Raw genomic sequence first — 18,263 nt, forward strand, 5'->3', positions numbered from 1 at the left:
ACAATATGGAAAGGAAGTAGCTTTATGGCGACAAGTGGTTGGAAATTTCAGGGGAAAGAGGGCGTGTTTCGGCTTGAACAGCCCGAGTTGAGCAGTTATTTGTATTTTCCTTTGGTGAACGAAGCCGGAATGATGTCCTCGGTGTCCCCAACCCTGCATGGGCAATCGACAACGGGGCATAATTCGTTTCTGCTGGAGCCGATCTCGGTGGAGAGCCTGCATAACTCCAAAGCGGCGCGGAATTTTTGGGTCTACCTCGAAGGGTACGGGGCTTGGTCCGCGACCGGAAACTCGGCGCGGCAAAACGCCGCGTTGTTTTCGGAGAAGAACGAGCATTCCTCGTTGGAGGCAGGGTTCTTGTGGCATAAGTTGACCCGGGAGAATAACCTTCTGAACCTGCGGGCAGAAACGACCAGCTTCGTACCCGTGACGGATGACAAAATCGAACTGATGAAGGTTCGGCTGACCAATACAGGTAACACGGAACTCATGTTCACGCCAACTGCCGCGATTCCGCTGTATGCGCGTTCGGCGGACGACCTGCGGGATCACCGGCATGTCACGTCCTTGCTTCACCGGATTTATACCTCCGTCCACGGCGTTGAGGTTCAACCGTCGCTGTCTTTCGATGAGCGCGGGCATCGTGTCAACCAAACAACTTACGGCGTTTTTGGTGCGGCGCAGGACGGTAAAGCCCCAGTCGGCTTCTTCCCGGTAACCGAGGATTTCATCGGCGAAGGCGGGGCCTTGGACTGGCCGCAGGCCGTGGTCGCCAATCGCCGCCCGGACGTCGAAGCGGGGGCTGTTGCAGAGGGATACGAGGCGGTTGGCGCGTTGCGGTTCGACACGGTCCGGCTGGCGCCGGGAGCATCGGTGTCCTATATTGTAGCCATGATCATCGCCGACGACCGTATGGATACCAAGCGTGTTGCCGCAGAGTATTTGTCAGAGCAGCGATTCAACGAGTTGCTGGAGCAAAACCAATCCTATTGGTTGGGTAAGCTGGATACGCTCTCCTTCCAATCCGGAGACGAACAACAGGATCTCTGGATGAAATGGGTCACGCTCCAGCCCATTTTGAGACGCATGTACGGGAATTCTTTCCTCCCGTATCACGACTATGGACGCGGCGGACGGGGCTGGCGAGATTTGTGGCAAGACTGTTTGGCATTGCTGGTTATGGAGCCGGACGAAGTTGGCCATTTACTCTACAATAACTATGCCGGTGTTCGGATCGACGGCAGCAACGCGACAATTATCGGTGCAAAGCCGGGTGAATTTATCGCCGACCGCAACAATATTCCACGGGTATGGATGGATCATGGTGCCTGGCCGCTGTTGACAACGCTGTTATACATCCATCAAAGCGGGGATCTGAGATTCTTGCTGAAACCGCAGACGTATTTCCGCGACGTTTTCACCAAACGATGCCGGGAGCGCGATCTCGCTTGGACACCGGATCAGGGAAACAAATTGCGCTCGAACGACGGACGCATTTACGAAGGGACCATTTTAGAGCATATCCTCCTCCAAAATATCGTGCCGTTCTTTAACGTTGGGGAACACGGCAATATTAAGCTGGAAGGTGCGGACTGGAACGACGGCCTTGATTTGGCGCCGGCGCATGGGGAGAGCGTCGCCTTTACGGCGTTCTACGCCAGCAATTTGCGAGAACTTTCCGAGTTGATCGCCCGATTGGAACATGCGCCAGGCGGAACGGACACGATTGAGATCGCCGAAGAAATCGCCGTTTTGTTGGATAGCCTAGAAACGCCAGTCGACTATGAGAGTATCCCTGCTAAACAGGAGCTGCTGGACCGTTACTTCGATTCTGTTGTCCCGGCCGTCAGCGGGCAGAAGCGGAAGTTAAACGTTCAACAGGTGTCCGAGGACCTTCGGCGGAAAGCGGATTGGGCGTTTGGACATTTGCGGAAGCAGGAATGGATTCGCAGCGAGGAAGGGTTCGAGTGGTTTAACGGATATTACAACAACGATGCCGTGCGGGTGGAAGGGGATCATCCAAACGGAGTACGCATGACGTTAACCGGTCAAGTGTTTACGATCATGGGCGGCATTGCGACGGAGGAGCAAGTCGGAAAAATCACGGCTGCGGTTGATCGGTACCTCAAGGATGAGCAAATCGGTTACCGCCTGAACTCACGGTTTGGCGAGATCCAACAAAACCTGGGGCGGGCGTTCGGATTTGCCTTCGGCCATAAAGAAAACGGGGCGATGTTCAGTCACATGACCGTGATGTACGCCAACGCGCTGTATAAACGCGGATTTGTTCAGGCCGGCAAGCAGGTGCTGGATTCCGTCTACCGCTTGTCCGCCGATTTCGAACGGAGCCGGATGTATCCAGGGGTTCCGGAATATATTAACGAACGGGGCCGCGGCATGTATACTTATTTAACGGGATCGGCTAGCTGGCTGCTGTTGACTTTGTTGACAGAAGTATACGGGGTGAAAGGCGATTACGGTGATCTGCGTCTGGAGCCGAAGTTGACTTTGGAGCAATTCGATGCGGAAGGAGAAGCTTCCGTGATCACCAGTTTCGCCGGGCGGAAGCTGCAGATCGTTTACCGAAACCTGCAGCATACCGAATATGGACAGTATCGAATCGGAGAAGTTGCCTTAAACGACAAGGCGCTGGATTGCCCCTCTCATCGTGAGGTCTGCCTCATTCCGCGTCAGGCGATCGAGACACTGCCGGAAGGAGTCGTTCACCGCATAGAAATTACGCTGAAAGCGTAACGGATAGGAAGGAATTGTCGATGGCTTATCATTTACAAAACGACCGATTGAGCGTGAAAATTGCCGAACTCGGCGAAGCGTACCGCGGGACCCGGTTCGACGGGTCCGGAATTATTACCGGTATCGAGCTGAACGGACGGCACCAGTTCTGCGTGCCGGAAAGCCTGACGCCGGGTACAGGTACAGGCGGGATCGGGTTGTGCAGCGAATTTGGCATTAAAGAAGCAATCGGGTATGAGGATGCCCGTGTAGGCGAGCTTTTTCCCAAGCTGGGCGTGGGTTTGCTGACCCGACCGGACGAAGCGGAATACCGGTTCTACCGGGAATATGCCTGTAGACAGTTTGAGACGGAAATAGAGCAAAAGAGTGCGCAGCAGATCTGCTTTACGACCCAACCGGCAGAATGCCGGGGATATGCCGTGCGCATGCTCAAGAATATTGAAATTTCGGGTAACCAGTTGTTTGTCACCTATACAGTGGAGAACACTGGAAACCGAGCGATTTTGACTGACGAATACAGTCATAACTTTTTAGGTATCGATGGATATGCGGTTGGGCCGGATTACGTGCTGAAGCTGCCGTTTGTTCCGGAAATTTGGAGCGACGAACCAGAGACGCTAGAGGGCATAGAGTTTAAAGGGGATCACGTAACCTGGGAGCGGCGTCCGGAGAAGGATTTTTATTTCCGGATGGACCATTTTGACGGACGTGCGGTTCCGTGGTTGTGGGAATTGACGCACCATCCCAGTGGCCTGATAGTACGCGAGTTGAGCAAGCTTCCGTTAAGCTCGGCTGCCGTTTGGGGACACGGACATGTCATTTCCCCGGAAATGTTCTTCGCGGTTCATGTGGCGCCGGGAGAACGACAAAGCTGGACACGGATCTATGAATTTAGCATTGAATAAACCCATTACTCCTTTCCCTTAATGAAGCGTTAATGTGTCAATTCTGCAAAATAGTGAATTTTTGCGAAATAACGGCTTGCTGGGAGATCGAATAGTTGCTATGATAATCGTTAATTATATTCGAAACCAGACATGGATTGTAAAGGGAAGGGATGGGGAGAAATGAGTAACAGAGCTTATAACTTTAACGCGGGCCCAGCCGCGTTGCCGCTGGAGGTCCTGGAACGGGCGCAGGCGGAGTTTGTTGATTTTCACGGGACAGGCATGTCGATTATGGAGATGTCTCATCGGGGCGCCGTTTATGAAGCGGTCCATAATGAAGCGGCCAGCCGGCTGCTGAAGCTGTTCGGCACTCCATCCGGTTATCAGGTGTTGTTCCTGCAGGGCGGGGCTTCCACTCAATTTGCCATGCTGCCGATGAACCTGCTTACGGAAGGCAAGACGGCTGGATACGTGAAATCGGGCAGTTGGGCTACGAAAGCGTTAAAAGAAGCTAAACTCATCGGTGAAACATTCGTAGCGGCCTCCTCGGAAGAAGACAAGTACATGTCGCTCCCGGACGTCAGCAGCCTACGTCTGCCGGATAACACCGCTTATCTGCATGTAACCTCGAATGAAACGATAGAAGGCACGCAGTTCCGCGATTTCCCGGACACCGGCAGCATTCCGCTGATCGCGGATATGTCCAGCGATATTTTGTGCCGTCCGTTTGATTTGACCCAGTTCGGAATGGTTTATGCCGGCGCACAGAAGAATCTGGGACCATCGGGGGTAACCGTGGTGATCGCCCGCGAGGAGCTGCTGCGCGAGTCGCCGAAACATCTGCCGACGATGTTCCGGTACGATACGCATGCCGAGAACAACTCGCTGTACAATACTCCGCCATCCTTCTCGATTTATATGGTGAATGAAGTGCTGAAATGGATCGAAGAGCAAGGGGCGCTTGAAGGCATCGAGAAGAAGAACCAAGATAAAGCTGATGTGCTGTATCAAGCGATTGATGGAAGCGGCGGATTCTACCGGGGTTGCGTACGTCCAGAAAGCCGTTCGACGATGAACGTCACTTTCCGTCTCGCGAGCGAGGAGCTGGAGAAACTGTTCGTGAAGGAATCCGAGAAGGAAGGCTTCGTTGGGCTCAAAGGCCATCGCAGCGTTGGCGGCCTGCGCGCATCGATTTACAACGCGGTACCGAAGGCGAATATTCAAGCGCTTGTCGATTTCATGAATCAATTTCAAAAAACGCACGGATAAAGTGTATAGCAGGGCTTCCCTCGGAACGCTCCGTTACGCCGCAACCTCCAAACCCGCCTGTTGCTAGGTGAGGGTTGGAGGTTTTTTGCGGACAAAATTTGCTATAATGGAACAAGTACGGTCTCTGATGGGCCGATTTTATTATTTAGGACGAGGAGTTCGATCATCATGGCCTTACATATTGTGCTGGTGGAGCCGGAAATTCCGGCCAATACGGGAAATATCGCCAGAACCTGCGCAGCGACGGGCATCCATCTGCACCTGGTGCGTCCGCTTGGTTTTCGGACAGACGACGCTACGATGAAGCGGGCTGGTTTGGATTATTGGTATGCGGTGCATATCGAATACCACGATTCATTTCAGGAAGTAGAGGAGAAGTATGCGGGTAGCCGGTTCTTCTTTGCTACAACAAAGGCGGACAAGCGTTATACGGATTTTCAGTTCCAGGACGGAGATTTCTTCGTGTTTGGTAAAGAAACCAAAGGCTTGGCACCTGAAATTTTGGCCGCCCATCCCGAAACGGTCATGCGCATGCCGATGACCGACAAGGTCCGATCGCTCAATTTGTCGAACTCTGCGGCTATCATTGTGTACGAGGCACTGCGGCAGCTTGATTTTCCGGGGATGCAGTAAGTTTTAGTGACGAAAGAGAGAGGACCTTGGACGTGTGCGAGGTGCGGATCGGGGAATATTGCTTTATGGCGCCAAGGGTACACATTTATACCGCAACCCATCCGCTGGATCCGGCTGAACGCAACTCCGGGGCCGAATATGGCAAACCGGTGAACATCGGTAACAACGTATGGATTGGCGGTCGGGCTGTGATCGTTCCCGGGGTAACCATCGGTGATAACGCGGTAATTTCCGCGGGTGCGGTCGTGACGAAAGATGTGCCCAATGGAGCCGTTGTTGGGGGCAATCCTGCGAAAATAATTAAAAACGTGGAAATGTAGCAGGAATCCTGAAAAAAATAGCGAAATATAATAGATTAGGTATTTGGTTCTATTTTTACATAACTATTTTTCAGGAGAGGTGTACAATTTTATGAAACCTGCTGGTGTGGTCCGTAAAGTGGATCAACTCGGGAGAATCGTGTTACCCAAGTCGCTTCGCAAGAGATATCAAATGAACGAGGGAGATCCCGTCGAGATTTTGGTGCAAGGCGATCACATCATTTTGGAGCGTTACCGGCCGAAATGTGTTTTCTGCGGATCGATGGAAGGCGTGAGCGATTTCAAAGAGCGTTCCATTTGCAATCAATGCCTGGTCGAAATGAGCCAACTGTCCTAGATCCATTTCAGGACGTTTGATACGTTTAGCAGCACCAGAGCACAACAATAAATAGGCTTCCCTCGCGGGAAGCTTATTTATTTTGTCGGATTGCGTCGATTTCTGTCTGACGCATGCGCTAAGCGCAGGGGAGGATGATGGTTAGTCGGCCGATGCGTCGCAGAATGATTCTAGTGGAAGATGCCACCGACTGTGGCAGAACGTCTTTGTTGAGGGCCTCGAGGTTGAAGAATGCAGCAGAGCCGCAGTCAGCGCTAACGGACCGTAGCGACCTTATTTGCCGATTTCCCGGTTATTTCCCGCTGTAACGGACTCCAGAGACCTTATCGGCACCTTCGAGCGGCGTTTGAGCCCTTTTTGTGCGAAATAAGGTCTCCTGGGTCCGTTCGAGTTTGGCGGATCCCAGAATGCGTGTAATAGCATCTCTGGTGTCCGTTAGCTTAGGGACGGAGTAGCGGAGCGTAGCTAGGGGCTACGAGAGCAACGGAAGGCCCGGCTGAATCCTAAGATTCGACGCCGAGCCTTCTACATTGAACTACTTCGTGATGGGAAGCCGCCTTTTTGACTAACCTATTAAAGGCCTTTGGTTTTATCTTCGTTATAGGCTGCAGTCAAAATCCCGCACAAAAACATAGCCAAAACGATAGTAATAATCCAGAACGTTAAAGAGAATGACAAAGCCGAACACCTCCACGTTGTACTCCTTATCCTATTATACCCGGCGATGGCCCAAAAATAAATCCAAAATGTGAAATATTTCATAGACAAATCGATCGCGTGGAGGCGCAATGCTTATTTGAAAAACAAGAAATGAGTGGGCACTGGGCGAAGTGCGCCATCAGATGGTTTATTGATCACTCGGCCATTGACGACCAGGGTAGAAGAGCCACCCCCGTCCAAATTATAGGCATCCTGTACCCCCATCTTCCACAGCTTGTTCTGCAATTCTTCCAGTGTAGCACCGGAACGTCCCTTTTCGTTATCGCCGTCGACAACTAGCACAAGCAACTGATCATCCTTGTAATTCCCGATCACCGTACGCGGTGCGCGCAGCGGGGACGTCTTCCATTTTTGGGGGATCGGGAGTTTCACACCGTTCTGCAGCAGGATCGGCACGAAGGAGGCGCCGAACTTGGGCTGCAGCTTGTCGAGGCTCGCCTTGCTCTGAAACTTGCCGCCGACCAGTTGGCCCGACCGATTCATTCCAACAAAAAACAAATCCTTATATGTCGGCTCGAAGCCGTTAACGTACTGACCGTTCATGATCGTGGTGCTCAAAGGGTAGCGTTCCCCGCGGGAATCTGCAAATCCACCGGCATTAATACCAGCGACCGCGCCATGTCGCTGCACGGCTTGCTTCGTCGTCTCCGCCCCACCCACACGGTCCTTCCCTAACGTCATTTTCATGGCGTCCGGCGACTTGAGTCGGATCTTCATCGCATACCCTCGATAAGTGCCAGGGTTAACCTTGTACAATTCGATGCGAATCATGTCACTTTGAATGGTCTCAAAGGGGGAACCTAACTTGGACGTAATACGTCGGTTATAAATGGATTCAGGACGAGTTGCCGTCGTTTTTGCCGTTTTGACGATGGTGCTCATCGTTTGGGTTGTTTTCTGGTAAAGTTCGGCCGTTTGGCGGATGGAGGAGATCGTCGTTTTGGCATCTTTCTCCGCCTTGGTTAATCCTTCCAAAATCGAAGCCGTGGTTTGGAAAACTTCAGCGTCATGCGTGATGGGATGGGGAGCTCGGTTCCATTCGATGGCGGCTCCGCTGATGAAGAGTGCAATCAGCATTCCGATCAACGGGCCGGTAGTCAGCAGAAAAAAACGGTTGATTTGTTTGACCGGCGTAATCATTTGAGCAGGTCCATTTTTTTCTGAAGCGCGGCTAGCTGCTGCTTGACCTCGCTCAATTGCGAATACAATTTGTTGCTGTTATCCGTTTTTTCGCTGCTGTTGTCTTTCGTGAATTCAAGCAATTCGTTGAACGCTTCCACCTTGCTTTGCAAATCCTTCACCTCGCCGGACAAAGCCGTTAGCTGAGCTGTATAATCCGCCTTCATTTGTTCGGCTTCACTTTGCCATTTGATGTCCAACTGGTCGATCATCGATTGCTTCAAATGATTGCTATACATGTAGGCCGCGGTAACCCCGGCGCCGATCAATAGGACCCAAATCAACAAGATCATGGCTACGGAAGGCCGCCGTGACTTCCTGCTGCGACTCGTTTCGGTGACGGTTGCAGGTTCCGTAGAGTAAGACATGGTAAATCACCTCATAAGTAATATTAAAAGTTGTCATGATGCAGTTTTCATTCTATCATGACGACACTAGGTTCGCAAAAATGATAGATTTGCCAATGATTCGTCAAAATCAGGCATGACGCGCAGTTAGGTCCCCATTGTCTGGGAAATTTGTCCTGAGGTACAATCGCTTATACAAGATGAAAGCGGGGTGTGCTTGTGGATACGGGTCTGGATATGTTGAAGCGCCGACTGCCGCCGGCTTTCGCCCGGGAAATCGAAGATCGGTTGCGGGAAGGGAACCTGATTTCGCTGGCTGGGCCGCATGGGAACGGAGTCGGAGCACGCCTGGATCGGGAATATAGCGTGGACAACAATGGGCAAGAGGGGGAGCCGGCGGAGCGCAGGGGGATTCGCACTCTGCTGGATTGGTTGGCTTCGGCATACGAAGAAGCCGAAGGCATTAGCAAGGAACCGCAGCAATGGATACTGGCCGAAAGCGCCGATGGGGCGCTTGACCTGCTGCTGCGGGCGTTGGTTCCCGGCGGCGGCACGGTGCTCGTTGAGACGCCGGCTGCACCGGAGGCGCTGGAGCTGATGCGCCGCCGCGGCATCCGGGCGGTCCCGGTGGACTGCGACCGGGATGGCATGCTGCCGGACGACCTGCGGCGGAAATGCGAGGCGGCCGGGGGGCGCCCGGCTATGGCGTATGTAACGCCGCATTACTCGAACCCGTCCGGCCGGGTGTGGAGCCGGCAGCGCAAGCTGGCACTGCTGGAGCTCAGCGAGCGGCTGGGCCTGCCGATCGTTATGGATGATACGGCGAGCTTGGTGCCGTTCGCCGAAGTGGGAGATCTGGTAACCGATAGGGAAGAGAAGGGAAGCAAGGATTTACTGGAGCAGACGGCGGGGACAGAGTGTGAAGGTACGGCTAAGGAGATGGCGGGAACAGAAGTAGAGGACCTATCCAAGGATCTGAAAGAAAACGGGGGACAAGGGGACACGACGTCGCTGGATGTGCTGCGCCAGCAAGCGGGCCTATGGGGAGCCGAGATCGTCAGCCTCGGCTCTCTGGAACGGACGCTGACGCCGCAGCTGCCGCTGGCCTGGCTGCGCGGCGATGCGAAAACGATGGAACGGCTGCGCCGCGTTCCATCGCCGGGCAGCTCCAGCGCCGCGGGGGCGGCCGTGGCCGAGCGAGCCGGGCGGCTCCACGCCTGGCTCGCCCAGCCGCCGGGGCGCGGGAGCGCCGCCGTCGCCGAGGCTGCGGCGGCGTATGCCGCGCGGCGCGCGCTCGCGCTGGAGCTGCTGCAGGCGCCCGCTTGGCGCGGCGCCTGCGTAGAAGACCCCGGCGGCGGGCTGTACCTCTGGCTGCGCCTGCCCGCCGGGGTCTCCAGCGAAGCGCTGCTGCGCGCTTCGCTGCTGGAAGACACAGCGTTCCTGCCGGGGACGCTGTGCTATGCCAAAGAGCCGGATGATCACTTCATCCGGCTCACCGTCGCCGCGCACGAACCGGCGCGGCTTCGCGAGGGGCTGGCGCGTCTCACCGCCGCCCTCGCCGAGTTCACGGCGCGCTCCGCGGACGAATGAAGGCTGCCCGAATCGCAATAAGGGAGGTAGAACGATGGCGACGTTATGGGCAATAGGGAAATTCGTTCTGTTTATGGCAGGCCTGGGTCTGGCCGTCTATGTGTATCTGTTATTCATGAGAGGTCTGAATCAAATCCCGGAACCTAAAGATCAACGGGATAAAGATCAGAGCTGAGCGGGCCAAGGATTAATTCCATGGCTCTAGGATAGACCAGCGCACCGCCCTCATCCCGCCAGTTCCTAGAGGCGCTCCCCTTCCCGCTCCGCGGTCGCTGCTACCCTCCGCCACCCGTCAACGACGTGGGCGTACTGACGCAGCCCCTCTGCGCCGGCCGGCGTTAGCGCGTAGCGCCCGCGGACGACGCGGCGGAACCAGCCGTAGTAATCGCGCTGCAGGATCGCGGCGGCCGTGCCGACGCCGCTGCGGTCACGCGCGTCCTTCGGCGACATCTCGCCGCCGCCCTCCTCGATGGCGAGCGCGATGCGCAGCGCCCGTTCGCGGTAGGCCGTCACCAGCTTGGTGCCGGTGCTGCCGCCAACGTTGTAGTCGCCGCTTCGTTCGTGGAACTCATGCAGCAGCTTCTCCGCCCGGCGTTTGACCACTTTCGGCCCCGGCGTGTACAAGGCCTCGTTCCCCGGCGCACACAGGATCTCCACGAAAGCGGGTTTTGTTTTATACCGAGTAACCGCGATCAGTCCCAGCCCCAGCCGGCGGCAAAGCAGCGTGATTTCGCTCCAACGCTGGTTGTGCGCCCCTTTTTTGGCGCGATTGCGTTCTACAGCCAAATACACCTCGGGGCTGAGGCGCTGGCGTTCCAAACCCTGCAACAGCAGGGGAAGATTAAACGTCTTTTTCATTTCCACGATCAGCGGTTCATCGCTGCCCGGCCGAACGCCAACCAGGTCGCAATGCCGCACCTCGCTCTTGATCACATATCCGCGCTCCTCAAAAAAAGCCTTCAGCGGAGCGTACAATTCCGTCTCATGCTGTACCGCCATGACGATCCCCTTTTCCTTCCCATGATCATGTAAAAAGTATATCACAAACCTCAATTCATACTTTTTCCATCCGAATATTTTCGTCGGAAAAAAGGTCAACTTCTCCCATTCACGCGCATAGGTATGTAATACACTTTTTATCGTGGAAGCTCCATACACTGGTCAGGCAAGTTCTAAAGATCGGGGACGCGGGAGAACCCCCAAAGCGGGAGTACAGGAGGTACCTAACATGGACATTTTTGAGCGTTTAGCGGCTTACCGGGCGGAAAGCGACTCCTTGTCGTGGAGCGGCACATTTAAAGATTATGTCGAACTGTTGGCCAAAGACCCTTCGCCGGCGATGACCGCCCATGCCCGGGTTTATGAAATGATTAAGTCCTATGGCATAGAAGAGGATGATGGCAGGAAAAGGTATAAATTTTTTGAACAAGAAATCTTCGGGCTCGATCGGGCCGTCGAAAAGCTGGTCGAGGAGTACTTTCACTCCGCCGCCCGCCGGCTCGACGTGCGCAAGCGGATCTTGCTGCTGATGGGACCGGTGAGCGGGGGCAAATCGACGCTGGTTACGCTGCTGAAGCGCGGACTCGAGAAGTTTTCTCGGACCGATAAAGGGGCGGTGTACGCGATCGCGGGTTGCCCGATGCATGAGGACCCACTTCACCTGGTTCCGCATGAGCTCCGTCCGGACGTGGAACGAACGCTGGGTGTCCGGATCGAAGGCAATTTATGCCCGATTTGCCAAATGAGGCTGAAGACGGAATACGGCGGCGACATCGAGAACGTCAAGGTCGAGCGGGTGCTCTTGTCCGAAGACGACCGCATTGGGATCGGCACATTCAGCCCGTCGGATCCGAAGTCGCAGGATATCGCCGATTTAACCGGCAGCATCGATTTTTCCACGATCACGGAATACGGGTCGGAATCCGATCCAAGGGCGTACCGCTTTGACGGCGAGCTGAACAAAGCCAACCGTGGTCTGATGGAGTTCCAGGAAATGTTGAAATGCGATGAGAAGTTTCTGTGGAACCTGCTGTCTCTGACGCAGGAGGGGAATTTCAAGGCGGGGCGGTTCGCGTTGATCTCGGCGGATGAGCTGATCATCGCGCATACCAACGAAGCGGAGTATAAATCTTTTATCGCGAATAAGAAAAACGAAGCGTTGCAGTCGCGGATGATCGTCATGCCGATTCCCTATAACCTCAAGGTGTCGCAAGAGGAGAAAATTTACGCCAAGCTGATCGGCCAAAGCGATATGAGTCACATCCATATTGCCCCGCATGCCCTGAGGGCGGCAGCGATCTTCTCCATCTTGACCCGGTTGAAGGAGACGAAGAAGCAAGGCGTCGATCTGGTGAAAAAAATGCGCCTCTACGACGGCGAAGAGGTCGAGGGCTACAAAGACGCCGATTTGAAGGAGCTGCAAAACGAGTACCTGGAGGAGGGCATGTCCGGCGTCGATCCGCGGTATGTCATCAACCGGATTTCCAGCGCGCTAATCAAGCAGGATTTGCATTGCATGGGCGCCTTGGATATTTTGCGGGCCATTAAGGACGGCCTGGACCAGCATGCTTCGATCACGAAGGAAGAACGCGAGCGCTACCTGAACTTTATCAGCATTGCCCGTAAGGAATATGATGAGCTCGCCAAAAAAGAAGTGCAAAAAGCGTTCGTTTACTCGTTCGAGGAATCGGCGCGCACCTTGTTCGAGAACTACCTCGACAATATCGAGGCGTTCTGCAACTGGACGAAAATCCGCGATCCGCTCACCGATGAGGAGATGGATCCCGACGAGCGGCTGATGCGCTCGATCGAAGAGCAAATCGGCATCTCGGAAAACGCCAAAAAGGCGTTCAGAGAGGAAATCCTGATCCGCATCTCCGCGTACTCGCGCAAAGGGCGGAAATTCGAATATAATCACCACGACCGGCTGCGGGAGGCGATCGAGAAGAAGCTGTTCGCCGATCTCAAGGACATCGTGAAGATCACGACCTCGACCAAAACGCCGGACGAAAACCAACTTAAACGCATCAACGAGGTCAGCAAGCGGCTGATCGACGAGCATGGCTACTGCCCGGTTTGCGCCAACGAGCTGCTGCGATATGTGGGCAGTTTGTTAAACCGGTAATAAGTTGAAAAGGTTAAGGTGGAGGGGGGAACCCTCCCCTTTTTTTGCGTTATTTACTATGCCCAGCGCGTCTCCAACCGACGTGTCGAGTTTAACTGGATTTTCTACCGTTAATTTGGAGCTGGGTTCACCGTTTCAGTAAATTAACTGGAAAAAGCACCTCTAATTTCGCGTAATTCCCGCTAAACCCGTGAAACCGCCGGAATTAACGTCACTTTTTACAGTTAATCGTCCGTCAAACGTTGAACTACCTAAATTAACAGTAGGTTTTACAGTTAATTCTCCGGCATTGGGGAGGAATGGATCCCTTGCCCATATTCCAAATTCTGAATTTTGAATTCACTATCGTCCCGCCTCACCGCCCTCTAGGTATCCGCATACGATAACTTGAACTTGAAACCTTGGAGGCGAATAACGAATGAGTGTTCAACCATGGGGGCACCCTCAACAACGCATCGTTTACCAGGCGGACCCGCAATCCACTCAGCATTTACGGTCGATCCGAGACCGGGTGCAAGGCATCTGCCGGCAGCATGTCAATCAAAGAGTCCGTATTGAGACGATGGACGGTCATGTGCATGTCGGCCGGATCGTCAGCTGCCAAGGCGGGATGTTGCAATTGGCCGTTCCACGGCACGGGGGCCAGCGGGCCTTTGGCGCACCTTTTTGGGGCCCTAGTCCAAGCGACGAGTTGATTTTGACGCTGGTGCTTTACGAGCTGCTGGTCATCGCCTTGCTGTCCTGACGGGTTCCGCATGCAGAACAAGAGCCGCCTGATCGATAGGATCGAGGCGGCTCTACTTTTGTATTGAAACATCCAACTCATCGGCAACGTTATTATAAGAAACAAATGCGGGAGGATTCCATGGAAAAGGGTAACAAACTCATGTTAACCGTAGTTGCACTTGCGATAGTAGCGTGTACCTTCTGGGCGGGTTATTCGGTTGGCTTACGGCAGAACGAGCCTGTGGATCCATCTGACATCCAGCAAGCCATTCATTCCAAATGGGTCATCGCAGGCACCCCACCCTCGCCCACCGTTACCGTACAAGGAACCGCCATCGAGGTTGCCCGGGCCAGTTACTCTTGGTGCTCGCCAGTCCTTAGCAGCGAAGGCAGCTGCGTCAGCGTGGATGCCAGCCTCCCCGAACTAAAGGCAGCCGTTGTTCCGGGAGGCGCTCCGATCGATACCGAGGCTCCAGAGGGCATCAAGGAATTCACGCTAACGGGGACGGACCCGGAAGGCGGAGCCCTCAATGACCCTTATAAGGTTCCTCAAGTGACAGGTACCTACCTGTACCGCATCCATTGCGAATGGTTCCTGGATCAAGGTCAAAGTGATTTCTATTTCAGCTTGAAGGTGATCTAACTCAAATCATCTTCCTCACATGCTTCTGCCCGTCATAGGAGAACATCGCGCGCTTCTCTTCCACCACCGTCTCCAGGTGTACGGGGCGGCCCCACAGCTTGTAAACGTGGGGGAGCGTGTGCTCCAGGTATTTCAGGTCCAGCTCAAGCCCCTCATACTGATGCTTCAGCAGCAGCTCGCCGGAGCGCAGGTAGTCGCCGTCCTGGACGACGATGTACGGGGAGCCGCCGTTCACGCGGGAGGCGACCAGCTGGTCGCGGATATGCTCCCAGGTTTTGTCGGTGATTTTCCACTCCGGGCCTTGCTTCTCGAAAATGTACAAATCTAGGTCGCGGACGAGTTCTTTGGTCAAATAGCTGCGGAGGAACGAAGTGTCGGAGTCGAGCTCGCGCACTTCGAAAATTTTCTCCCGGCCTTGCCCGGGCTCGCGGCCAAAGCGGTGGCGTTCTTCTTCGGTCGGGTGATCCCAGCGGCGTTCGATGTCCTCAAAGATCTTGAGCCCGAGGTAATACGGGTTCAGGCTTTGCCGCGACGGCTGGACGACCGAGGAGTTCAGCTTGGCGAATTCGACCGTTTCGTCGCTGGTGAGGTCGAGTTCGCGGATAATGCGCTGATGCCAGTAGGAAGCCCAGCCCTCGTTCATGATCTTCGTTTCCATCTGCGGCCAGAAATACAACATTTCTTCGCGCAGCATGCTCATGATATCCCGCTGCCAATCCTCCAGCGCTTCCGAGTATTCCTGTATAAACCAAACGAGATCTTTCTCCGGCTCGGGCGGAAAATGGACGGCTTTTTCTTTGGCTTCCGCCGAGCGTCCGCTCGGATTCTCGTCCAGCGACCACAGATCGTCGTAGGCGCCCTCCTTCACCTGCCCATACCGTCCGTCCTTGGCCCGGCGAAGCTTCTCCTCCATTTGTCGGCGTTTGTCGTACCGCATTGGCTTGATCAACTGCGGGTCTACATGCTCCTGGACCGCGAGCACGGCGTCGATAAAGCTTTCCACGGTACTCGCGCCATAAGCCAATTCATATCGGCTGATTCGCTCGGCGGTCGCAGACATGCTCTCCACCATATCCCGGTTGGTCGCGGAGAATCGCATGTTGTTTTTGAAGAAATCGCAATGTGCCAGCACGTGGGCAACGATCAGTTTGTTCTGGATCAGCGAATTACCTTCCAACAAAAAGGCGTAACACGGGTTCGAGTTGATGACGAGCTCGTAGATTTTGCTTAATCCAAAATCGTATTGCATCTTCATCTTGTTAAATGTTTTGCCGAAGCCCCAGTGCGAGAAGCGGGTTGGCATGCCGTAGGCGCCAAACGTATAGATGATATCGGCGGGGCAAATTTCGTACCGCATCGGATAATAATCAAGCCCGAAGGAGTCGGCGATTTCCATGATTTCCGCGATGGCGTATTCGAGCTGTTCCATTTCGCTGCTCAACTGGCCGCACCCCCTTCGCGCTTGTGGAAAAACCGCTTTAACGCGTTATAAACCTCGCCTTTTTCCTTAATGACGTAATACATGAATTTCTCCTGCTTGATCGTCCGGTAAGCGGACATCAAGGTGCTGCCGCGGTTGTATTGGTTGACCTCCCCGTACCCAAACAGGTTGCTGCGCTTCATCAGCTCACCGATCAGCTTGACGCAGCGCTCGTTGTCGGACGTCAGGTTATCGCCGTCGGAGAAGTGGAACGGATAGATATTGTAGCTGGACGGCGAATAACGGGAATCGATGATCTCCAGCGCTTTTTGATAAACCGAAGAGCAGATGGTACCGCCGCTTTCCCCCCGGGTGAAAAACTCCTCTTCGCTGACCTCCTTCGCTTCGGTATGATGCGCCAGAAAGACGATCTCCACCTTCTCGTACTGACGCCGCAAAAACCGGGTCATCCAGAAGAAGAAGCTGCGTGCGCAGTATTTCTCGAATGCGCCCATCGAACCCGACGTATCCATCATCGCCAGAATGACCGCGTTGGAGCGGGGAACAATGATCTCCTCCCACGTTTTGTAGCGGAGATCATCCGGCGAAATGCCGTGGATGCCAGGGGTGCCGGCAGTTGCGTTCCGGCGCAAGTTCTCCAGAATGGTACGTTTCTTATCGATGTTGGACATCAGGCCTTTTTTGCGGATATCGTTAAAACGAATCGATTCGGTTTCCATTTCTTCTTTGTCTTTCTCCTGGATGTAGGGCAGTTCCATCTCCTCGAACAGCATATCCTCCAACTCTTCGATGCTGATCTCGGCCTCCACGTAATCATAGCCAGGTTGATCGCCGGCTTTGCCGCCTTTCCCGCCTTTTCCGTTGTCTTTGGGACTGTCCTGGCCAAGCACATCCCCTACTTCGCTGCTTCCGTCACCTTGGCCGACATGCTTATGTTTTTGGTAGTTATGGATAAAGCGGTACTCTTCCAAATTGCGGAGGGGAACCTTAATGATCTGCTTGCCGTCCGACATAATGATATTTTCTTCGGTGACGAGGTCAGGCAGATTCTGCTTGATGACCTCCCGCACTTTCTCCTGGTGACGCTGTTGATCCTGATACCCTTTGCGATGCAGCGACCAATCCTCTTTGGAGACGACAAAGTTATATCGATCAGGCGTTGGCATAGATGAACACCTCCATATCGGGATTTCCCGGAACGCTATATTTGTGGATGTAAATAAAGTATATTCACGGGGAGGGGCGATATGTGAGGGAGCTTACGCCGGTTTGGAAACATTAAAGTTGGAAAAAAGCGGAGGCTCCCGTTAAGCCGAATCGAAGTTAGAAGGGTTTAAGAAGCCGGGATATGTGCTTCGGCCGCTGACCGAACGGATTCATGGGAGGAACGTTACTTTGAATATGCATGCATGATATTGCCGGGAGCCTTGCGTTAAAGCGAGGCTTCGGGCTTTTTTCTGCCCAAAAAGTGGTATAAATCGGAATTTTAAAGCGAACCCTAGTAAAAATTAGCCATAAAAGGGGTGTGAAAACATGAGATCGGGACCCTCCTTAAGAAATGTGGACAGCCATGCATTGATTCATGAAGCGGTGTTGGAAGAGGCCAAGGAACTCACGGAGCTGCTCGCGCGCTGTTTGAGCCGAGGTGAAACGGATAAGGCGCTGGATATCGCCTGGATCGCCGTGGAGCATTGGGAATCGCGCACGCTTCAACACGCACAGAGCGAGGAAGAAGGGCTGTACGTCGAGGCGCTCGAACTGAAGCCGCAGCTGAAGGATGTCATCACCGCTTTAACCCGGGATCATCAACTGCTGCGGGAACTGGTGGCCGAAATTAGGGATTGCTTGGAGCGGGGAGAGGTCGGGGATCAAGTGGTCTACCGCTTTCAAGCGCTAATCCTGGTTGACCAGCTGCATAACCGGTATGAAGAAGACATGGTGGAAAAAGAAATGGAGGCGGTACGTCATGACGCATCTTCCGGCCCCGAAATTGACGGATTTGCTGCCGGATAAACCGCTCCGCGCGGCTGAGCCGCGGCTTTACTCCCGTTTGACGGACGAGCTCGCGCGCTTGGGTTTGCACCCTTATGACGTCAAGGCGGGAGCGCAGCTCCATGAACGGGGCGTTGCCGTTCGCGTGCGCTACGGCGAGCGGTTTGAACGTCTGGAAAGCGGCGTGATTCCTTGGGATTGGATCGAGCACGATGACGAACGAATCAGGGGATTCCTGCGGGAAGCCGCCGAACGAGTCAAACAGGCATTGATCGCGGATTACTATAAGAGGAGTTGACGG

17 protein-coding genes and 1 pseudogene are annotated in these 18,263 nt (G+C 54.2%); 13 read left to right on the top strand and 5 right to left on the bottom strand.

Annotation, left to right across the window (positions count from 1 at the left end):
* The first annotated feature begins 24 nt into the window (after nucleotides 1-24).
* From IM700_RS18635 to IM700_RS18660, 6 genes and pseudogenes are all read left to right on the top strand, one after another.
* Nucleotides 25-2,754: a GH36-type glycosyl hydrolase domain-containing protein gene (locus IM700_RS18635; RefSeq protein WP_193418315.1), complete on the top strand. Its 2,730-nt coding sequence runs from the start codon at nucleotides 25-27 to the stop codon at nucleotides 2,752-2,754.
* A gap of 20 nt (nucleotides 2,755-2,774) precedes the next feature.
* Entirely contained in the window at nucleotides 2,775-3,659 is an 885-nt protein-coding gene (locus IM700_RS18640; protein ID WP_193418313.1) for a hypothetical protein, read from the top strand.
* A gap of 162 nt (nucleotides 3,660-3,821) precedes the next feature.
* Entirely contained in the window at nucleotides 3,822-4,910 is a 1,089-nt protein-coding gene (gene serC / locus IM700_RS18645; RefSeq protein WP_155607092.1) for a 3-phosphoserine/phosphohydroxythreonine transaminase, read from the top strand.
* A 168-nt stretch (nucleotides 4,911-5,078) separates the two neighbouring features.
* On the top strand, nucleotides 5,079-5,543 hold the full coding sequence (gene trmL / locus IM700_RS18650) for a tRNA (uridine(34)/cytosine(34)/5-carboxymethylaminomethyluridine(34)-2'-O)-methyltransferase TrmL (RefSeq protein WP_155607093.1): 465 nt from the start codon (nucleotides 5,079-5,081) through the stop codon (nucleotides 5,541-5,543).
* A gap of 155 nt (nucleotides 5,544-5,698) precedes the next feature.
* Nucleotides 5,699-5,863 (top strand): annotated as a pseudogene (locus IM700_RS23520) (DapH/DapD/GlmU-related protein); the annotation flags it as partial.
* Between the two features lie 91 nt (nucleotides 5,864-5,954).
* Nucleotides 5,955-6,200 (top strand): AbrB/MazE/SpoVT family DNA-binding domain-containing protein, encoded by a 246-nt coding sequence (locus tag IM700_RS18660; RefSeq protein ID WP_155607094.1) that lies wholly within the window; start codon nucleotides 5,955-5,957, stop codon nucleotides 6,198-6,200.
* Nucleotides 6,201-6,992: 792 nt separating this feature from the next.
* Here IM700_RS18660 and IM700_RS18665 read toward each other — a convergent pair.
* Nucleotides 6,993-8,060, bottom strand: a complete 1,068-nt coding sequence (locus tag IM700_RS18665) for a phosphodiester glycosidase family protein (RefSeq protein WP_193418311.1) — start codon at nucleotides 8,058-8,060, stop codon at nucleotides 6,993-6,995.
* The gene (locus tag IM700_RS18670; protein ID WP_193418309.1) at nucleotides 8,057-8,467 is read right to left on the bottom strand and encodes a hypothetical protein; all 411 of its coding nucleotides are present in this window, start codon (nucleotides 8,465-8,467) and stop codon (nucleotides 8,057-8,059) included. The genes IM700_RS18665 and IM700_RS18670 overlap by 4 nt, the downstream gene beginning before the upstream one ends.
* Nucleotides 8,468-8,659: 192 nt before the next feature.
* Between IM700_RS18670 and IM700_RS23460 the strand changes: the two genes are divergently transcribed.
* Both IM700_RS23460 and IM700_RS18680 read left to right on the top strand, forming a co-directional pair.
* Nucleotides 8,660-10,036, top strand: coding sequence for an aminotransferase class I/II-fold pyridoxal phosphate-dependent enzyme (locus IM700_RS23460; RefSeq protein WP_193418307.1), 1,377 nt, complete (start codon nucleotides 8,660-8,662; stop codon nucleotides 10,034-10,036).
* A 34-nt stretch (nucleotides 10,037-10,070) separates the two neighbouring features.
* Nucleotides 10,071-10,211, top strand: a complete 141-nt coding sequence (locus IM700_RS18680) for a hypothetical protein (protein WP_155607098.1) — start codon at nucleotides 10,071-10,073, stop codon at nucleotides 10,209-10,211.
* Between the two features lie 65 nt (nucleotides 10,212-10,276).
* Here the strand turns inward: IM700_RS18680 and IM700_RS18685 are convergent, their stop codons facing one another.
* Complete coding sequence (locus IM700_RS18685; RefSeq protein ID WP_155607099.1) at nucleotides 10,277-11,035, bottom strand: DUF2161 family putative PD-(D/E)XK-type phosphodiesterase; 759 nt, start codon at nucleotides 11,033-11,035, stop codon at nucleotides 10,277-10,279.
* A gap of 229 nt (nucleotides 11,036-11,264) precedes the next feature.
* On the opposite strand from IM700_RS18685, the gene IM700_RS18690 reads away from it, so the two are divergent.
* The 3 genes from IM700_RS18690 to IM700_RS18700 all read left to right on the top strand — a co-directional run bounded on the left by IM700_RS18690 (nucleotide 11,265) and on the right by IM700_RS18700 (nucleotide 14,529).
* Nucleotides 11,265-13,160: a PrkA family serine protein kinase gene (locus IM700_RS18690; RefSeq protein WP_155607100.1), complete on the top strand. Its 1,896-nt coding sequence runs from the start codon at nucleotides 11,265-11,267 to the stop codon at nucleotides 13,158-13,160.
* A 418-nt stretch (nucleotides 13,161-13,578) separates the two neighbouring features.
* Nucleotides 13,579-13,905 carry a hypothetical protein gene (locus IM700_RS18695; protein WP_193418305.1) on the top strand — a complete coding sequence of 109 codons (327 nt, stop codon included), beginning with the start codon at nucleotides 13,579-13,581 and terminating at the stop codon, nucleotides 13,903-13,905.
* Nucleotides 13,906-14,025: 120 nt separating this feature from the next.
* Nucleotides 14,026-14,529, top strand: coding sequence for a hypothetical protein (locus tag IM700_RS18700; RefSeq protein ID WP_193418303.1), 504 nt, complete (start codon nucleotides 14,026-14,028; stop codon nucleotides 14,527-14,529).
* A 1-nt stretch (nucleotide 14,530) separates the two neighbouring features.
* Here the strand turns inward: IM700_RS18700 and IM700_RS18705 are convergent, their stop codons facing one another.
* Entirely contained in the window at nucleotides 14,531-15,958 is a 1,428-nt protein-coding gene (locus IM700_RS18705) for a SpoVR family protein (protein ID WP_193418375.1), read from the bottom strand.
* 8 nt (nucleotides 15,959-15,966) lie between these two features.
* Complete coding sequence (yhbH, locus tag IM700_RS18710) at nucleotides 15,967-17,136, bottom strand: sporulation protein YhbH (protein ID WP_193418301.1); 1,170 nt, start codon at nucleotides 17,134-17,136, stop codon at nucleotides 15,967-15,969.
* Between the two features lie 367 nt (nucleotides 17,137-17,503).
* Here yhbH and IM700_RS18715 point away from each other — a divergent pair, with 367 nt between their 5' ends.
* Both IM700_RS18715 and IM700_RS18720 read left to right on the top strand, forming a co-directional pair.
* Nucleotides 17,504-17,983, top strand: coding sequence for a hemerythrin domain-containing protein (locus IM700_RS18715; protein ID WP_193418300.1), 480 nt, complete (start codon nucleotides 17,504-17,506; stop codon nucleotides 17,981-17,983).
* Nucleotides 17,937-18,260, top strand: coding sequence for a hypothetical protein (locus IM700_RS18720; RefSeq protein ID WP_155607106.1), 324 nt, complete (start codon nucleotides 17,937-17,939; stop codon nucleotides 18,258-18,260). The genes IM700_RS18715 and IM700_RS18720 overlap by 47 nt, the downstream gene beginning before the upstream one ends.
* Nucleotides 18,261-18,263 lie beyond the last annotated feature (3 nt).

Origin of the sequence: Paenibacillus rhizolycopersici (assembly GCF_014947195.2) — a bacterium.
Taxonomy (GTDB): domain Bacteria; phylum Bacillota; class Bacilli; order Paenibacillales; family Paenibacillaceae; genus Fontibacillus; species Fontibacillus rhizolycopersici.

Bases quoted from the DNA above. Each gene is read 5' to 3' on its own strand.
- IM700_RS18635 (WP_193418315.1), top strand. From the start codon at position 25: ATGGCGACAAGTGGTTGGAAATTTCAGGGGAAAGAGGGCGTGTTTCGG.
- IM700_RS18640 (WP_193418313.1), top strand. From the start codon at position 2,775: ATGGCTTATCATTTACAAAACGACCGATTGAGCGTGAAAATTGCCGAA.
- serC (WP_155607092.1), top strand. From the start codon at position 3,822: ATGAGTAACAGAGCTTATAACTTTAACGCGGGCCCAGCCGCGTTGCCG.
- trmL (WP_155607093.1), top strand. From the start codon at position 5,079: ATGGCCTTACATATTGTGCTGGTGGAGCCGGAAATTCCGGCCAATACG.
- IM700_RS18660 (WP_155607094.1), top strand. From the start codon at position 5,955: ATGAAACCTGCTGGTGTGGTCCGTAAAGTGGATCAACTCGGGAGAATC.
- IM700_RS18665 (WP_193418311.1), bottom strand. From the start codon at position 8,060: ATGATTACGCCGGTCAAACAAATCAACCGTTTTTTTCTGCTGACTACC.
- IM700_RS18670 (WP_193418309.1), bottom strand. From the start codon at position 8,467: ATGTCTTACTCTACGGAACCTGCAACCGTCACCGAAACGAGTCGCAGC.
- IM700_RS18680 (WP_155607098.1), top strand. From the start codon at position 10,071: ATGGCGACGTTATGGGCAATAGGGAAATTCGTTCTGTTTATGGCAGGC.
- IM700_RS18685 (WP_155607099.1), bottom strand. From the start codon at position 11,035: ATGGCGGTACAGCATGAGACGGAATTGTACGCTCCGCTGAAGGCTTTT.
- IM700_RS18690 (WP_155607100.1), top strand. From the start codon at position 11,265: ATGGACATTTTTGAGCGTTTAGCGGCTTACCGGGCGGAAAGCGACTCC.
- IM700_RS18695 (WP_193418305.1), top strand. From the start codon at position 13,579: ATGAGTGTTCAACCATGGGGGCACCCTCAACAACGCATCGTTTACCAG.
- IM700_RS18700 (WP_193418303.1), top strand. From the start codon at position 14,026: ATGGAAAAGGGTAACAAACTCATGTTAACCGTAGTTGCACTTGCGATA.
- IM700_RS18705 (WP_193418375.1), bottom strand. From the start codon at position 15,958: ATGGAACAGCTCGAATACGCCATCGCGGAAATCATGGAAATCGCCGAC.
- yhbH (WP_193418301.1), bottom strand. From the start codon at position 17,136: ATGCCAACGCCTGATCGATATAACTTTGTCGTCTCCAAAGAGGATTGG.
- IM700_RS18715 (WP_193418300.1), top strand. From the start codon at position 17,504: ATGAGATCGGGACCCTCCTTAAGAAATGTGGACAGCCATGCATTGATT.
- IM700_RS18720 (WP_155607106.1), top strand. From the start codon at position 17,937: ATGACGCATCTTCCGGCCCCGAAATTGACGGATTTGCTGCCGGATAAA.